Genomic DNA, 15,384 nt, shown 5'->3' with positions numbered 1-15,384 from the left:
GCGCCCCCGACAGGGGCGCGGGGCTGTATCAATGTGCGGCTCCGCCGCGTGGGCGCGAGCAGCCACAACCGACCCGCACTCGTCACACGGCCCGCAGCATCCATTGCTGACACGCGTTGGCCAGCCACGACCACTGCCGCACGTCCGCCCCATCGGCACCGGAGCAGTTGGCCACGTCGGCGACCTTCCCCGTGGCCTGGTTGACGATCCGCACGTAGCCGCCGTCCGTCGCGAGGAACCGGAACCTCTGGCACGTGTTGTTGAGCCAGGACCACTGGCGCAAGTCCGCCCCGTCGGCCGAGGAACAGTCCGCCGTGTCCAGGACCTTGCCGGTCGCCACGTTCACCAACCGGCTCGTGTCGTCCCCGAGATCCTCGATCCGCCATCGCTGATTGGCCCCGCCACCGCACGTCCACTGCTGGACGTTCGCACCGTCGGCCGTCGAACTCCCGGCCACGTCAAGGCACTTCCCACTGTTCCGGTTGACCACCGTGTACGTCGTGGACGTACTGGACGGCTCCCCGGAAGGCCCCGGCAGCGACGTTCCCAACCGCACCGGCGTCCCGAGGTTCGGTGTCCCGTCGGAGTTCCACGTGAACTTCTGCGCCCGGGTGGTCCGCCCGTTGTCGCACCCCTCGCTCGCGCCGTCGTTGGCGTGGTAGACGATCCAGCTCTCACTGCCGTCGGGCGAGGTGAAGAACCCGTTGTGCCCGGGCCCGTACACACCCGCGGAGTCGTTGCGCTGGAAGACGGGCGTGGACTTCTTCGTCCACGACGCCGCGGACAGCGGATTCGACCCCGTGAGCTCCAGCTGCCCGAGCTTGTAGTCCGGCGTCCAGCACCCGCTCGCCGAGTAGATCAGGAACGTCCGGCCGTTCCGTTGCAGCACCTCAGGACCCTCGTTGACGGTGCCGCCCTGCCGTTCCCAGTCATACGTCGGCGTCGAGATCGTCGAGTACGAGCCGCTGACCGTGTACGGGTTGGACATGGGGGCGATGACGAGGTTCTGTGTCCCGCCGCTCGCACTGCCCAGCATGTACAGCCTGCCGTTCACGCTGAGCACGCTGGGGTCCAGCATCCAGGCCGAGTTCAGCTGCCCCTTGTACGTGTACGGCCCCATGGGGTCGGATCCCGCGCTCTCCAGGACGTGGCTGCGCTGGGTGGGGTTGTAGTCGGAGATGTTCTGCCCGGCCACGTAGTACAGGTACCAGCGGCCGTTCAGGAAGTGCAGCTCCGGCGCCCAGATGTTGCAGCAGCGCGACGCGGCGTCGCCCTTCCACACCTGGACGCTGGGCGCGGTGGACAGCCCGGCCAGGGTGGGTGACTTGCGCATGGTAATGACGTCGGTCCAACTCGTCGTCACCAGGTAGTAGTTGCCGTCGTGGTACGAGATCCAGGGGTCGGCGCCCTTCACCGACTTCACGGGGTTGGTGAACGAGGCCGCGCTCGCCGAGGGCTGGCCCAGGGTGAGGGCGAGGAGCAGCGCGGCCAGCAGGGTCAGTAGGCGACGGGCCATCCGCTGCTCCAGTTCAGGAGGTTGATGCCGAGCTTGGGCGTGCCGTTGTCGTCGCCGTCGTAGTAGTGGTAGACGATCAGGTCGCCGTCGACGTCGCCCAGGATCGACTGGCCGCCGGGTCCGATGACGCTGCCGTGCGACTCCAGCACGGGTGTGCCGCCGTTGTTCGTCATCGCGACGCCGTTCCGGTCGCGGTAGGGCCCGGTGACGCTGGTGGCGCGGCCGACCTTGACCTTGTAGGTGGAGCTGGTGCCGGCGCAGCAGGTGTCGTACGAGGCGAAGAGGTAGTAGTAGCCGTTGCGCTTGACGACGAACGGGGCCTCGACGGCCTTGGTGCCGGTCGGGCGGGACGCCAGCGAGTAGCGCGTGGTGTTGGACGAAAGCTGCTTGCCCGTCGACGGATTGATCTGGATCATCTTGATGCCGGACCACCAACTGCCGAAGGACAGCCACCACTTGCCGTCGTCGTCGACGAAGAGGTTGGGGTCGATGGCGTTGTAGTCGGTGGCGGAGCTGGACGTGTAGACGATGCCGTAGTCGGTCCAGCTGCCCGGCTGTCCGGTGGTCGAGCCGGCCAGCCCGATGGCCGAGTTCTGCGAGCCGAAGGACGAGACCGAGTAGTACATCAGGTACTTGCCGCCGTGGTACGAGACGTCCGGCGCCCACGCCTCCGGTACGGAGGAGTAGGTGGACCACCAGCCCGGTTTCGTGCGGAAGGCGTCGGCGCCGGCGCTGAAGGCGACGCGGTCGGTGGACGTCTTGTTGGCGAGGCCGCCGCCGGTGGCGTACAGCAGGTACTGGCCCGACGAGGTGCGGATCATCGTCGGGTCGTGGACGACCGTCGAGCCGGTGACGCGCCCGGGGTTCGGGTACGCGTTCGCCGTACCGGGGACGAGGGCGAGCAGGACGGCCGCGGGGACGGCGAGGAGAGCGGTTCTTCGGGAGGTGCGGCTCATACGGAACCTCCTGGAAGTGGGGGGGAGGATTACCCAGCACGACCGTACGGAATACCGAACAGCGGCCGTTCGGTCGGACAGCCGTGTGCCCGAAACGTAGAATCGAAGCGCTTGCGCGTCAACGGTTCCCACACGGGCAACTCGCGTCAGCCGCATGTGTTTTGCCCTCCCCACCCCACTCCCGTCCCACTCCCGTCCCAGCGTGCTGTGAAACGCCCAGGTCAAGCGGCTCATGCCGTCTCGGCCATCCCACTGGGACGCGTTTCCTTGCCGGTGGCCGGTGCGCCCTGCCAGCGTCGGTCCGGCATCAGCAGCACCACCGCGACAGCGGGACCACCGCCGAAAAGGGGAATTGAATGCGACCGAGCGTTTTGACAAGGTCACTCGTCAGTGTCACGGCAGTCGTCGGGATCGCCGCCGCGAGCCTGGCGGGTGCGAGCGCGAGCTTCGCGGCGTCCGCGCCGGCCTCGAAGCCGGCGGCGAGCACCAGAACAGTTGCCCCGCTCGCGACGGTCAACCTCGGCCTGAGCACCGCGCAAGCCAAGAACGTCCAGTGCTGGCTGGTTGTGTACTGGGACTACAACGACTACCTCGACGGTCAGCTGGGCACCAACAGCTGGAAGGCGATGCAGCGCTTCCTCAAGGCGCACTACGGCTACACCGGCCAGATCGACGGAGTCGTCGGCAGCGGCACGGTTTCGGCGCTGCAGCGCTATCTGAAGTCCAGCCATGGCTACGAGGGCGGCATCGACGGGCAGGCCGGACCGCAGACCCAGGCAGCGTTCAAGCGGTTCGCCGCTTGGGCCGGCGGCTTCTGCAACTGACCCCCGTGGCCGCCGGGCCCCGCCGGGGGACGGGGCCCGGTCACCCACCACTCCGCCCGGTCACCGACGACGACCGCGGCCCCGCCTCCCGGGGCGCCTCCACTGTCTCCGGGGCCTCCACTGTCTCCGGGGCCTCCGGGTGCCGGGCCCCGGATTCCGACGACTCGGGGGCCCCGGCCGCGAGCTCCTCCCCGGTGCCCCGGCTCGTTGCCTTCGCTGCCTTCGCTGCCTCCGGCGAGGGCTGCGGCTGTTCCTCCGGTGCGGGTTGCCGCCCTTCCTCCGGAGAGGCGCGCGGACCCCGCTCGGCGTCCGCCAGGGCCCAGAGGCGGTGCAGTTCGCGCAACTCCGCGGGGGTGGCCCCGCAGACCGTGGCGATGCGGTGGGCCACGCCGTAGTCCGGCGGGACGGAAGTGCCCGCGCAGTAACGATGAAGGCTGGAGCGGCTGATACCGGTCTTCTGGGCGAGTGCCTCGTAGCTGTGCCCGGCTCTCTCCCTCAGCATCCGCAGCCATGAAGCGAACCGTTCGACGTCGCCGTACTGGGCCATGGTGCCCCCCTGTTTTCCGCGAGCCCCGGCGGTCGTCCCCCCGACATCCCAGCAACTCGGTGTAGTTCCCGGGACGCGGTCGGTGTCCCGATGTCTCAATGCGCCACAGCATCTTGGCAGGCTCATTACACATCAGGGCTGAACTTTCACATCACCGGGACCAGTTCCGTGATATCGCGGGCAGTTCCACAGTGATGTGGATCCCCCCGGCAGGGCGCGGAGTGAGCGTGAGCGTTCCGTCGTGTGCCTGAGTGATGGTCTTGACGATGGCCAGGCCGAGGCCGACGCCGGCGTGGTCGGTGTGTATGCGTTCGGTGCCGCGCCGGAAGGGTTCGGTGAGTGTCGAGGCCAGCTGCGGGGTGAACTTTTCGCCGGTGTTTTCGACCGTGAGCACCACAGTCCTGGGACCGACGCCGGTGTTCACCCACACGGTGCCCTCTCCAGGCAGGTTGTGGACGATCGCGTTGTGCACGAGGTTCATGGTCAGCTGCAGCAGGAGCGTTTGCGACCCGGTCGTGGGGGCGATGTCACCGTGGGTCTCGATGGTGACGCCGTGCTTTTCCGCGAGAGGAAGGAGGGTTTCGGTGGCTTCTTCCGCCATGAGGGACAGGTCGACGCGTTCTCGGGTGAAGGACCGCTGCTCGGCGCGGCTGACCAGGAGCAGTGCCTCGGTGAGGTCGATCGCCCGGGTGTTGACCGCGTGGAGGCGGTCGACGAGTTCGCCGGTGTCGTGGTCCGGATCGGTGCGGGCCACATCGAGAAGCGCCTTCGAGATCGCCAGCGGGGTGCGCAACTCGTGAGATGCGTTGGCTGCGAATCTCCGCTGCTCGGCGACGTGTGCTTCGAGCTGCGCGAGCATCCCGTCGAAGGCGTCGGCGAGTTCGCGGAACTCGTCCTTGCGGCCCGGGAGATGGATCCGGTGGGACAGCGATCCGGCCGCGGCCGTGCGGGTGGCGTGGGTGATTCGGTCCAGGGGTGCGAGCATGCGTCCCGCGAGGATCCATCCTCCCAGGAGGCCGAATACCAGCAGGAACACCATTACCGCGGCTGCCGTCGGGGCGAAACCGCGCACGAAGAGGGTGCCCGGAGTTACTCGCACCGCCCCCGACTCGTTGGTTTGCAACCATCCCTGTCGCAGGAGGAACACTCCCACGGCGACGAGCAGGAAGACACCCGCGAGCATGAGGAATCCGGCATAACTGAGGGTGAGCTTGAGGCGGACGCTCAAGCCGGGTGACCTATCCACGGTCACCAGCCCCATGCCCGCTGACAGGTGCTGTGTCGATGCGGTAGCCGACGCCCGGCGCGGTCGCGATGATCCAGGGTTCACCGAGACGCTTGCGCAGTGCCGAGACGGTGATGCGCACGGCGTTGGTGAACGGGTCGGCGTTCTCGTCCCACGCCCGCTCCAGCAACTCCTCAGCGCTGACGACACCGCCTTCGGCGGCGACGAGGACATCGAGCACGGCGAACTGCTTCCGGGTCAGCGCGACGTAGCGGCCGTCCCGGTAGACCTCTCTGCGGAACGGGTCGAGGCGCAGGCCCGCGATCTCCCGCACGGGAGGCCTGTTGTGGGCGCGTCTGCGGTCGAGTGCTCTGAGCCTGAGCGCGAGTTCCCGGAGTTCGAAGGGTTTCGTGAGGTAGTCGTCGGCGCCGAGTTCGAACCCGGAGGCCTTGTCGTCGAGACGGTCGGCCGCGGTGAGCATGAGGATGGGCATGCCGCTGCCGGAGGCGACGATGCGTTTGGCGATCTCGTCACCGGACGGTCCGGGGATGTCGCGGTCGAGGACGGCGATGTCGTAGGTGTTGATGCCCAGCAGTTCCAGAGCGGTGTCGCCGTCACCCGCGATGTCGGCCGCGATCGCTTCCAGGCGCAGGCCATCGCGGATGGCTTCTGCCAGATAGGGCTCGTCCTCGACAATCAACACACGCATGCTCTCGAGGCTACGAGCCCTCGCATATCGTCGGCATATCGAAAACCACATACGGGCCGGCAACACCGCGCTGCCTTGACTGGCGGTATGACTCGAATCCCACCATCAGCACGGACAACGGCCCGACGGATTCGTTGGTTACCTGTCGTCGGCCTGATAGTCGTCATAGCAGTGATCACCGCAGCCCTCGGCTACCATTCGCGGAATTCCTCGTCCTCCCCGGCAGCACCACTGGCCTCCTCGGCCCCCTCACCCTCGAATACTCCTCGCAGTGCCCCCCGTGGTGGGCTCGGCGAGGCTGACGGCGCCGTCCCTGACGGGGTGTCAGTGTTTGATGACGGGTATCCCGCCGTGGCCGACCTCGACCACGATCTGCTCCGGGCCCTGCGCGAGGCGGCGACGGATGCCGCTGACGACGGCGTCCAGTTCTACGTCAACAGCGGCTGGCGTTCCCCGGAATACCAGAATGAGCTGCTTCGCGAGGCGGTCTCCGAATACGGGTCCAAAGACGAGGCTGCCCGATGGGTGGCCACAGCGGACACGTCTCCTCACGTGTCGGGGGACGCGATCGACATCGGGCACACCAACGCCACCGCGTGGCTGTCCGAACACGGTGCCGAGTACGGGCTGTGCCAGATCTACCGCAACGAACCCTGGCACTACGAACTGCGCCCCGAAGCGATCGACCGTCGTTGCCCGCGCATGTATGCCGACCCCACCCAGGACCCGAGGATGCAGCGGTGACCGGGAGTGAGCGAGGCAGTGAGCGAGGACAGAGGATGGCGCAGGTGGACAAGGTGGACGCAGCGGAGACCGGACAGGGCGGCGCCGACGGCCGGGATACCGACTCCGGCGCCCGGCCCGCGAGTACCGGCCGGGATACCGACTCCGGCGCCCGACCCACGGGTACCAGCCGGGATACCGACTCCGGCGCCCGTACCTTGCGCGCCGGCATCCGCCGGGCGATCCTCATCGGCTCCCGGCCCGGGCCCTGGAAGCGCGGCCCGGTGCTCGCGTCGTCGGCGCTGCTGCTCGGCCTGCTCATGCTGCTGCACGCGAAGATCCCGAACCGGATCGGGAACCTCGGCAGCCTGGTGGAGACCCTCCTGCCGTGGCTCGGCCTGCTCGTCCCGGTACTGCTGGCCGGGGCGCTGTGGCGGCGCTCCGTCTCCGCGGTGGCCGCGCTGCTGCTGCCGGTCACGGTGTGGCTGAACCTCTTCGGCGGGCTGCTCGGCGACAAGTCCCACCCGGGCAGCGACCTCACCGTGGTCAGCCACAACGTCGGCGCCGACAACCCCGATCCGGTCGGCACCGCGCGCGACCTGGCCGCCTCCGGTGCGAACGTGCTGGCGCTGGAGGAGCTGACCCCGCAGGCCGGGGGCACGTACGAGAAGGAGCTGGCGAAGGCGTACCCGTACCACACGGTGCAGGGCACGGTCGGGCTGTGGAGCAAGCTGCCGCTGTCGGACACCCGGCCGGTCGACACCGAGATGGACGCCGGGCCGCTGGGGGCCGCCAAGCCGGCCGCCGTCAAACTGGCCTACAACCGGGCGCTGCGCACCACCGTGGCCACCGACCGCGGGCCCCTCGCCGTGTACGTGGCGCACCTGGGGTCCGTACGGTTGACTCCCAGGACGGGCTTCTGGACGGACAGCCGGGACAGAAACGCGCGGGCTCTCGGCGAGGCCATCGCCGCCGAGAAGAACGAGCGGGTGGTGCTGCTCGGCGACCTGAACGGCACCATGGACGACCGCGCGCTCGCCGGAATCACCTCGCGGCTGCACTCGGTCCAGGACGCGGCCGGGGACGGCTTCGGCTTCAGCTGGCCGGCGAAGTTCCCGGTGGCGCGGATCGACCAGATCCTGGTGCGCGGCGTGGAGCCGCAGAGCTCGTGGGTGCTGCCGGCCACCGGCAGCGACCACCTGCCGGTGGCGGCCGGAATCAGCTGGTCGGCCGCCCGTTGAGGGCACCCACGGTGCGGCCCGGCCGGTAAGCGGCTTGACGTTCCGTCACTTTGCCCAACACACAGCTCATCGACAGCTCACGCCCCTACGTTGCCGTGCTCATGACAGACAAACAGGCAACTCCCCCCATCGGGCGCCGCACCGTTCTGATCGCCTCGGGCGCCACTGCCGCCACACTCGCCGTGAGCGCCGCCGCGCCCGCCACCCCCACCTCCGCGACGGCCGGCACGGCCGACACGGCCCCCGTGGCCGCCGCGGCCGTCTGCACCCTCACCAAGGAGATGACCGAAGGTCCCTACTACCTCGACGGACAGTACGTCCGCTCCGACATCAGCGAGGACAAGACCGGCTTCCCGCTCCAGCTCACCCTCACCGTGGTCGACGACGACACCTGCGCCCCGCTTCCGGACGCCCTGGTGGAGATCTGGCACTGCGACGCCCTCGGTGAGTACTCCGGGTTCGTCGGCAACAACGGCCACAACGAGCCGGACAACGGCACGTTCCTGCGCGGGGGCGTGCTGACGGGCTCGGACGGTGTCGCCCGGATCACCTCGGTCTACCCCGGCTGGTACCGGGGACGGTGCGTGCACATCCACCTCAAGGTGCACACCGATGTCACGCTCACCCCGGACGGCTCGTTCGAGGGCGGCCAGGAGCTCCACACCGGCCAGCTCTTCTTCGACGAGACGATCACAGCCAGAGTCGGGGCCCTCTCCCCGTACTCGGCCAACACGGTCCCCCGCACCACACTCGCCCAGGACGGCATCTACGACGACGGAGGCGCCGCGTCCGGCCTGCTCACGCTGACGGCGCTGGGCAGTTCGCCGACGGCGGGCTACGCGGGCACGCTGACGGTGGGCGTCGAGACGAGCTGACGCGCACCCCCTGCCGCACCTCGCCGTGGGGTGGCCCGAGTACGACGTCTCGGTCCGCCCCGCGGCGCCGGCCAGCCGGGAAACTCAGATCATGCGTCGTAGCGCGGTCTCCACGGCATCGATCAGCGGATCGCCCTCGGACCGTGGGTGCCGTGCGAGGCCGAACTCGACGTCCGGCAGAGTGGGCAGGGCGTCCTCGTGGCAGGCCATGGCCGGCTCAAGGTTCGTGGGCATGAGCGCCGCGACGCCGAGCCCGGCCCGTACCGCGGCGAGCACACCGACCAGGCTGTTGCTTTCGAACGTCACCCGCCAGGGCCGATCGGCACGTTCCAGCGTTTCCAGCACCGACGTACGCCAGGAGCACGTGTTCGAGAACAGCACCACCGGCAGCGGATCGGCGGCCACGTCCACACCCTGGCCGGTCGCCCAGACCAGCGGGCGGCGTACCGTCCAGCGCGGCGGTCCGGGTACGGCCGCCACTTCGTTGAGCACGAGTTGGACGCGGCCGGTGTCGTAGGCCTCCCGCATCTCGGCGTTGGACATGCTGAGCACCTCCAGGGTCGCGCCGGGGTGCAGCCGGGCGAGGTCGGCGAGGGCCTGCGGAAGCTGGGACGCGGCGAGATCTTCGAGCAACCCGACACCGCAGCGGCCGGTCAGCACGCGCCCGGTTTCGGTGAGCGCCTGTGCGGCGAGCGAGAGAATACGTTCGGCGTACGGCAGGAGTTCCTCACCCGCCCGGGTCAGCGAGACGCCGGACGGTGATCGGTGGAGCAGCGGACGGCCGACGGCCCTCTCGAGCTTGCGCATCTGCTGGCTGAGCGCGGGCTGGGTATGTCCCAGCGCGGTCGCGGCGCGGCTGATGCTGCCCGCCCGCACGACGGCGACGAAGGACCGCAGCAACGCGGTCTCAAGATCCCTGGCCATAACGATCCATTATGTCTGCCCCAGAAAATGAACCACTACCTATGACGTGACGGAGGATCTAGCGTCACGCAAGTGACCGGATACCGGCAGATACTCGCCGTGCCAGGGATGGCACCGCTGTTGGCTGTTTCCTTTCTCGCCCGTACCGCGATCACGGCTGACGTGATGGCGCTGACGATGTATGTCGTGCTGGACCTGCAGATGAGCTATGCGGCAGCCGGCGGTGTCGCGGCGGCTCTGACCACCGGGCTGGCGCTGGGCGGACCGCTGCTCGGCCGCATGATCGACCGGCGGGGCCTGCGTACGGTGCTGCTGGTGACTGTCGTGGTGCAGGTCGTGTTCTGGCTGAGCGTGCCGGTGCTGCCGTACGGGGCCCTACTGGGTGCCGCCTTCGCGGCGGGTCTGCTGATGGTGCCGGCCCAGCCGGTGACCAGGCAGGCGATCGCCTCGATGACGACGGCGGAACAGCGCCGGGCCGCGTTCGCGCTGGAGTCGGTGCAGGGCGAACTGTCGTACATGGTGGGCCCGGCGGTCGTGATCCTGTGCGCCACGAAGGTGTCCCCCGGTGCGGTGGTGTGGGGGCTCGGCGCCGCGATCGTGGCCGGCGGAACCGGGATCGCCTTGCTCAACCCGCCACTGCGTGCCGAGGGCGAGACGGATGCGGGCGCGGCCGGACGGCCCCCGCGACGGCAGTGGCTGGGCGTCGCCATGATTGCCGCACTGACGATGGCGTTCGGTACCACGGTGCTGCTCAGCGGCGTCGACCTCGCCATCGTCGCCACGCTCGAAGAAGCAGGTCAGGTGTCCTGGGCCGCCGTGGTCGTGGCCGTACTCGGCGTGGCCTCTGTCACCGGCGGGCTGATCTACGGCGCGCTGTCCCGGTCGCTGCCCACGTGGTTGCTGCTCGGCTTGCTCGGGCTCGTGACGATTCCCGCGGGGCTTGCCCACGACTGGCCCTGGTTGTGCGTGGCCGTTGTCGGCACCGGGTTCCTCGCCGCGCCGACCCTTTCCGCGGTGGCCGACGCGGTGAGCCGACTGGCGCCGGCCGGGGTGCGGGGTGAGGCGACGGGTCTGCAATCCTCGGCGCAGAGTGCGGGTTTCGCCCTCGGATCCCCGATCGTCGGGGTGGCGATCGACGTCTCCGTACCGGCGGGCGGCTTCGCGGCGGCCGGGCTGGCCGGCCTCGCCGCCGCGTTGACCGGATGCCTGCTGTCCCGCCGCTGTCCGTCGCCCCGTTCGCCCCGTTCGCCCACTTCAGCTTGTCGCGAGTCGGCGGGAAGAGGGGCAAGGCGAGCAACGACCATCGACCGGAAGTAGTCATTCCGCGATCGCGAACGTACAACTCCGACCGGTATCCGCCCCCAGGCAGTCCTTCACGCATGAATCCCCCCACCGCGGCTAGCGTGGATATATGCGGCTGAGCGGCCTTGACGACTCCGAGACGGTCCTGTTGAAACGGCACTTCACAGGAGCGAACCTGTCGGTACTGCGCGCCCTGGTGGAGGACACGGCGGCCGCCGAGGGCCTCGCCGGAGTACGCCTGGGCGAGTTCACCCTGGCCATCAGCGAGATCGCCGACAACGCCGTCGAGCACGCGGGCGGGCGCGGCCATCTCGAACTGCGCCGTCTGGCCGACGAGCTGGAGTGCCGGATCACCGACAACGGCCCCGGTTTCACGCCCGCCATCCCCGAGCTCCTCCCCGGCCTGGACGACACCCGCTCCGGCCGCGGCCTCTGGCTCGCCCACCTGGTCACCGACCGCCTCACCATCGCGGCGGGCGCGACGGGGGCCGCGGTCACACTGGCGATGCGCCTGCACTGACCATCGGATGCAGGGCCGAGGCGCGAAGAGTGTCCCAACTCCCATGGAAACACGAGCGGTTGGGACTTACATCCCCAGCGTACGCACAGTCCCGTGTTAAGGATTTCCTCAGATGCCTGCCTAACTTCGCTGGGCATGACAGAGAACACCACCAACGAGAACCAGTCCGGCCGCCACCGTCTGGACAAGAGCGTCCAGCGGCGACGCGTCCTGATCGGCGGCGGCAGCGTCGCCGTCGCGGGCGGACTCGCGGCGGCCGGACTCGCCGCCGCCAACCCGACCACCGGGACGGCGACGACCAAGGCGTCCACGGCGTCGGAGTCCGCCGCGGGCTCCACGGACTCCTCGTCCACCACCGCCGACGTGTGCGTCCTGAACGCCGAGGTCACCGAGGGCCCGTACTCCCTCGAAGGCGCTCTCGTCCGCGAGGACATCCGCGAGGACAAGGAGGGCTTCGAGGTCCAGTACACCTTCACGGTCGTCGACGTCGCGAACGACTGCGCCCCGCTCGCGGACGCGCTCGTGGAGATCTGGCACTGCGACCACCTCGGCGAGTACTCCGGCTTCGTGGGCGGCAACGGCCACGAGGAGGAGGACAACGGCACGTTCCTGCGCGGCGGACGGATGACCGACGAGAACGGCCAGTGCAGCATCACCTCGATCTGGCCCGGGCACTACGTCTCGCGCGCCGTCCACGTCCACATGCGGGTGCACACCGACGTCACGCTCACCGACGACTCGTACACCGGCGGCGAGATCATCCACACCGGCCAGCTGTTCTTCGACCCCGACATCAACGAGGAGATCCAGGCGACCTCCCCGTACTCGGCCAACACCACCCCCGAGACGGCCCTCGCCGACGACAGCGTCTACGACGACGGAGGCGCCTCCAGCGGCCTGCTCACGCTCACCGCGCTGGGCTCCGGCGTCTCGGACGGCTACAAGGCGACGCTGACCGTGGGCGTCGACAGCGCGTAAGCGCTCCGCTGGCAGAGGTGGATCTGCGTGCCGGTGGGGGCGCTTGTCGCGCGGTTCCCCGCGCCCCATGTTTTTCAGGGGCGCGGGGCTGTGACGATATGCGGCTCCGCCGCGCGGCGCGACAAGCCACGACGGGCCCGCAGACGCCGTTCAAACCGCTCACGCCCCCACGGTCTGCGGCTCCTCGGCCACAGGCTCCGCGGCCCTCTCCCTCCGGTACGCCCGCACCGAGTACGCCACAGCGGCACCCCACAGCACGTACAAGAGCACGTAGACAGCGGAGCTCACCGCACCCGTGGCCCCGATCCAGTCGCTCTTCAGCAGCGTACGGACGTTGGTGACGACGATGATCCCGCCGACCGCGGAACCAAGCACCCGCGGCGGCACCAACCGCACGAGCCACGCCGCGACCGGCGCGGCGACCAGCCCGCCCAGCAGGAACGCCAGCACCCACAGGAAGTCGATCCCCTGGGAGCCGAGCGAGAACAGGAAGCCGAGGCTGGCGGCGATCGCGACCAGGAACTCACTCGTGTCGATGGAGCCGATCACCTTGCGCGGCTCCATCCGCCCGCTGGCGAGCAGGGCCGGCGTACCCACCGGGCCCCAGCCGCCCCCGCCCGTCGCGTCCAGGAACCCGGCGACCAGGCCGAGCGGTGACAGGAACCGCTTGCGCAGCGGCTTGCCCAGCTGGCCCTTGGGCAGACCGCGGAAGGTGAAGCGGGACATGACGTACAGCCCGAGCCCCAGCAGGATCAGCGACATGACCGGCTCGGCGACCCCGGTGGCCAGGGAGGACAGCACCGTCGCGCCCAGGAACGCGCCGACCGCCCCCGGCACACCGATCTTCGCGACGACCTTCCAGTCCACGTTGCCGAACCGCCAGTGCGCGGCGCCCGACATCAGCGTGGTGCCGATCTCGGCGAGGTGGACCGTGGCCGAGGCCGCGGCCGGGTTGGTGCCCATCGCGAGCAGCAGGGTCGTGGAGGTCACGCCGTAGGCCATGCCCAGGCTGCCGTCCACGAGCTGGGCGCCGAGGCCCGCGAGCGCGAGCAGTACCAGCGTCCGCATGTTCGTCCGTCTCCTGTCTTCCGTCTGCCCTCTGCCGTCTGGCGCCTGCCGTCTGGCGTCTGCCGTCTCCCGTCTTCCCTGGTTTTCCGACCGGTTAAGTAGGGATTGACGGCCGGGCCGACGATAGGGGACGAAACTGAGGAAAGCCTGAGCACGCGGTAACGATCCTGTGGGGAGCGCCCGTGACCCGCGGGCCACGGGCGCTCCCCCGGTCGGTGTGCGGCTAGCGCAGCCGGATCACGTTCCACGACAGCGGCTCCAGGACGGCGTTCAGCGTGCCGTCCCGGAGGGTCGTGCCCTCCACGGTGTGCGGGGTGACGCGCTCCGGGGCGTCGAGGGTGTTGCGGGCGTCGGGGTCGGCGTCCGCGAGCACGCTGTGCTCGACGACGTCGGTCAGCTCCAGCCCGCTCAGGGCGACCTCGAGCGGGAGGGACTCGGCGCGGTCGCGGTTGACGGCGAAGACGGTGACCGAGCCGTCCTCGGCCCGTACGGCCGTGGCGTGCAGCAGGTCCGCCTCGCCGTACTTCTTCGTCTCGTACGTCGGTGAGTCGACCCGTACGTCGAGGACCTGCCCGCGCCCGTACCGGGAGGCCTGCGCGAACGGGAAGAACGTCGTCTGCCGCCAGGCCGGGCCGCCCGGCTCGGTCATGATCGGCGCGATCACGTTGACGAGCTGGGCGAGGCAGGCGACGGTGACCCGGTCGGCGTGCCGGAGCAGCGCGATGAGGAGCGAGCCGAAGACGACCGCGTCCATGACGCTGTAGTTGTCCTCCAGCAGGCGCGGGGCCTCCGCCCAGTCTCGCGCGCCGGAGTTCTCGATCGCGTGCCACTCCGAGATGTACCAGACGTTCCACTCGTCGAAGGAGAGGTTGATCTTCTTCGTGGACTTCAGCCTGGCGCCCACGTGGTCACAGGTGGCGACCACGTTCTCGATGAAGGACTCCATGTCGACGGCGGAGGCGAGGAAGGAGTCGACGTCGCCGTCCTCGGGCTGGTAGTAGGCGTGCAGCGAGACGTAGTCGACGAGGTCGTACGTCTCCGCCAGGACCGTCGCCTCCCACTCGGCGAAGGTGGGCATGGACTGGCTGGAGGAGCCGCAGGCGACGAGTTCGACGGTGGGGTCGATCTGGCGCATGGCGCGGGCGGTCTCGGCGGCGAGGCGGCCGTATTCGGCGGCGGTCTTGTGGCCCGTCTGCCAGGGGCCGTCCATCTCGTTGCCCAGGCACCACAGCTTGATGCCGAAGGGGTCCTTGTCGCCGTGGGTGACGCGGAGGTCCGACAGGGCCGTGCCGGCGGGGTGGTTGGCGTACTCCTGGAGTTCCAGGGCCTCGGCGACGCCTCTGGTGCCGAGGTTGAGGGCCATCATGGGCTCGGCCTGGGGGCCGAGCTTGCGGAGGAAGTCGACGTACTCCGAGAGCCCGAAGTGGTTCGTCTCCGTGGAGCGCCAGGCGAGGTCGAGGCGGCGGGGGCGGTCCTCCACCGGGCCGACCGAGTCCTCCCACTTGTAGCCGGAGACGAAGTTGCCGCCGGGGTAGCGGATGGTGGTGACGCCCAGTTCGCGGACGAGGTCCAGGACGTCGGTGCGGATGCCTTCGGCGTCGGCGGTGGGGTGGTCCGGTTCGAAGATGCCGGTGTAGACGCAGCGGCCGAGGTGCTCGACGAAGGATCCGAACAGGCGGGGGTCGACCTTGCCGATGCTGAAGGCGGGGTCAAGGGTGAAGCGGGCGGTGCGCATGGGGTCCCTTCGGGGGGTGGTGCGGTGCGGTGTGTTGGTGCGAGGTGGGTGCGTTGGGGTGAGGTGGGGTGGGGTGGGGTGGAGGGATTGTCGCCCCCGCCGCCCCTACCCGTCCCATCCTGTCCCGGGGGGGGGGGCCCCCCCCCCCCCCGGGGGGGGGGGGGGGGGGGGGGGGGGGGGGCCCGCGCCGGGTGCTGCGAGCGGTTCGCCGTCGGAGGGCGCCGGACGGCTCGTCCCCGGC

General features: G+C 69.6%; 15 protein-coding genes. 7 read left to right on the top strand and 8 right to left on the bottom strand.

The window, feature by feature from the left end; translation table 11 throughout:
• Positions 1-82: 82 nt before the first annotated feature.
• Positions 83-1,516, bottom strand: coding sequence for a family 43 glycosylhydrolase (locus AB0959_RS48070; RefSeq protein ID WP_366833289.1), 1,434 nt, complete (start codon positions 1,514-1,516; stop codon positions 83-85).
• Positions 1,498-2,472, bottom strand: coding sequence for an arabinan endo-1,5-alpha-L-arabinosidase (locus AB0959_RS48065; protein WP_366833288.1), 975 nt, complete (start codon positions 2,470-2,472; stop codon positions 1,498-1,500). Before AB0959_RS48065 ends, AB0959_RS48070 begins: the two co-directional genes overlap by 19 nt.
• Before the next feature lie 356 nt (positions 2,473-2,828).
• On the opposite strand from AB0959_RS48065, the gene AB0959_RS48060 reads away from it, so the two are divergent.
• Positions 2,829-3,296: a peptidoglycan-binding domain-containing protein gene (locus AB0959_RS48060; protein ID WP_366833287.1), complete on the top strand. Its 468-nt coding sequence runs from the start codon at positions 2,829-2,831 to the stop codon at positions 3,294-3,296.
• Positions 3,297-3,336: 40 nt separating this feature from the next.
• Here AB0959_RS48060 and AB0959_RS48055 read toward each other — a convergent pair whose 3' ends face one another.
• The 3 genes from AB0959_RS48055 to AB0959_RS48045 all read right to left on the bottom strand — a co-directional run bounded on the left by AB0959_RS48055 (position 3,337) and on the right by AB0959_RS48045 (position 5,777).
• Positions 3,337-3,843 (bottom strand): helix-turn-helix domain-containing protein, encoded by a 507-nt coding sequence (locus AB0959_RS48055; RefSeq protein ID WP_366833286.1) that lies wholly within the window; start codon positions 3,841-3,843, stop codon positions 3,337-3,339.
• A gap of 151 nt (positions 3,844-3,994) precedes the next feature.
• Entirely contained in the window at positions 3,995-5,089 is a 1,095-nt protein-coding gene (locus tag AB0959_RS48050) for a HAMP domain-containing sensor histidine kinase (RefSeq protein ID WP_366833285.1), read from the bottom strand.
• Positions 5,082-5,777, bottom strand: coding sequence for a response regulator transcription factor (locus AB0959_RS48045; protein WP_366833284.1), 696 nt, complete (start codon positions 5,775-5,777; stop codon positions 5,082-5,084). Before AB0959_RS48045 ends, AB0959_RS48050 begins: the two co-directional genes overlap by 8 nt.
• A gap of 87 nt (positions 5,778-5,864) precedes the next feature.
• On the opposite strand from AB0959_RS48045, the gene AB0959_RS48040 reads away from it, so the two are divergent.
• From AB0959_RS48040 to AB0959_RS48030, 3 genes are all read left to right on the top strand, one after another.
• Positions 5,865-6,521, top strand: a complete 657-nt coding sequence (locus tag AB0959_RS48040; RefSeq protein ID WP_366833283.1) for a D-alanyl-D-alanine carboxypeptidase family protein — start codon at positions 5,865-5,867, stop codon at positions 6,519-6,521.
• Positions 6,522-6,556: 35 nt separating this feature from the next.
• Positions 6,557-7,741, top strand: coding sequence for an endonuclease/exonuclease/phosphatase family protein (locus tag AB0959_RS48035; protein WP_366833282.1), 1,185 nt, complete (start codon positions 6,557-6,559; stop codon positions 7,739-7,741).
• A 101-nt stretch (positions 7,742-7,842) separates the two neighbouring features.
• A complete protein-coding gene (locus AB0959_RS48030; protein ID WP_366833281.1) occupies positions 7,843-8,616 on the top strand; it encodes an intradiol ring-cleavage dioxygenase in 774 nt (257 codons plus the stop codon).
• A gap of 84 nt (positions 8,617-8,700) precedes the next feature.
• Here the strand turns inward: AB0959_RS48030 and AB0959_RS48025 are convergent, their stop codons facing one another.
• On the bottom strand, positions 8,701-9,540 hold the full coding sequence (locus AB0959_RS48025; RefSeq protein WP_366833280.1) for a LysR family transcriptional regulator: 840 nt from the start codon (positions 9,538-9,540) through the stop codon (positions 8,701-8,703).
• 72 nt (positions 9,541-9,612) lie between these two features.
• On the opposite strand from AB0959_RS48025, the gene AB0959_RS48020 reads away from it, so the two are divergent.
• From AB0959_RS48020 to AB0959_RS48010, 3 genes are all read left to right on the top strand, one after another.
• Positions 9,613-10,857 carry an MFS transporter gene (locus AB0959_RS48020; RefSeq protein WP_366833279.1) on the top strand — a complete coding sequence of 415 codons (1,245 nt, stop codon included), beginning with the start codon at positions 9,613-9,615 and terminating at the stop codon, positions 10,855-10,857.
• A gap of 94 nt (positions 10,858-10,951) precedes the next feature.
• Entirely contained in the window at positions 10,952-11,362 is a 411-nt protein-coding gene (locus tag AB0959_RS48015) for an ATP-binding protein (protein ID WP_366833278.1), read from the top strand.
• 135 nt (positions 11,363-11,497) lie between these two features.
• The gene (locus AB0959_RS48010) at positions 11,498-12,340 is read left to right on the top strand and encodes an intradiol ring-cleavage dioxygenase (protein ID WP_366833277.1); all 843 of its coding nucleotides are present in this window, start codon (positions 11,498-11,500) and stop codon (positions 12,338-12,340) included.
• A 159-nt stretch (positions 12,341-12,499) separates the two neighbouring features.
• Here the strand turns inward: AB0959_RS48010 and AB0959_RS48005 are convergent, their stop codons facing one another.
• Positions 12,500-13,408, bottom strand: a complete 909-nt coding sequence (locus AB0959_RS48005; protein ID WP_366833276.1) for a sulfite exporter TauE/SafE family protein — start codon at positions 13,406-13,408, stop codon at positions 12,500-12,502.
• A gap of 223 nt (positions 13,409-13,631) precedes the next feature.
• The gene (locus AB0959_RS48000; protein WP_366833275.1) at positions 13,632-15,143 is read right to left on the bottom strand and encodes an alpha-N-arabinofuranosidase; all 1,512 of its coding nucleotides are present in this window, start codon (positions 15,141-15,143) and stop codon (positions 13,632-13,634) included.
• Between the last annotated feature and the right edge of the window lie 241 nt (positions 15,144-15,384).

The organism is Streptomyces sp. NPDC046862, assembly GCF_040704615.1.
Lineage (GTDB): Bacteria > Actinomycetota > Actinomycetes > Streptomycetales > Streptomycetaceae > Streptomyces.
This window is presented reverse-complemented; position numbering and strand designations above follow the sequence as displayed.

What these genes read in the sequence shown, in the direction of transcription:
- AB0959_RS48070 (WP_366833289.1), bottom strand. Translation starts at nt 1,516, where the DNA reads ATGGCCCGTCGCCTACTGACCCTGCTGGCCGCGCTGCTCCTCGCCCTC.
- AB0959_RS48065 (WP_366833288.1), bottom strand. Translation starts at nt 2,472, where the DNA reads ATGAGCCGCACCTCCCGAAGAACCGCTCTCCTCGCCGTCCCCGCGGCC.
- AB0959_RS48060 (WP_366833287.1), top strand. Translation starts at nt 2,829, where the DNA reads ATGCGACCGAGCGTTTTGACAAGGTCACTCGTCAGTGTCACGGCAGTC.
- AB0959_RS48055 (WP_366833286.1), bottom strand. Translation starts at nt 3,843, where the DNA reads ATGGCCCAGTACGGCGACGTCGAACGGTTCGCTTCATGGCTGCGGATG.
- AB0959_RS48045 (WP_366833284.1), bottom strand. Translation starts at nt 5,777, where the DNA reads ATGCGTGTGTTGATTGTCGAGGACGAGCCCTATCTGGCAGAAGCCATC.
- AB0959_RS48040 (WP_366833283.1), top strand. Translation starts at nt 5,865, where the DNA reads ATGACTCGAATCCCACCATCAGCACGGACAACGGCCCGACGGATTCGT.
- AB0959_RS48035 (WP_366833282.1), top strand. Translation starts at nt 6,557, where the DNA reads ATGGCGCAGGTGGACAAGGTGGACGCAGCGGAGACCGGACAGGGCGGC.
- AB0959_RS48030 (WP_366833281.1), top strand. Translation starts at nt 7,843, where the DNA reads ATGACAGACAAACAGGCAACTCCCCCCATCGGGCGCCGCACCGTTCTG.
- AB0959_RS48025 (WP_366833280.1), bottom strand. Translation starts at nt 9,540, where the DNA reads ATGGCCAGGGATCTTGAGACCGCGTTGCTGCGGTCCTTCGTCGCCGTC.
- AB0959_RS48015 (WP_366833278.1), top strand. Translation starts at nt 10,952, where the DNA reads ATGCGGCTGAGCGGCCTTGACGACTCCGAGACGGTCCTGTTGAAACGG.
- AB0959_RS48010 (WP_366833277.1), top strand. Translation starts at nt 11,498, where the DNA reads ATGACAGAGAACACCACCAACGAGAACCAGTCCGGCCGCCACCGTCTG.
- AB0959_RS48005 (WP_366833276.1), bottom strand. Translation starts at nt 13,408, where the DNA reads ATGCGGACGCTGGTACTGCTCGCGCTCGCGGGCCTCGGCGCCCAGCTC.
- AB0959_RS48000 (WP_366833275.1), bottom strand. Translation starts at nt 15,143, where the DNA reads ATGCGCACCGCCCGCTTCACCCTTGACCCCGCCTTCAGCATCGGCAAG.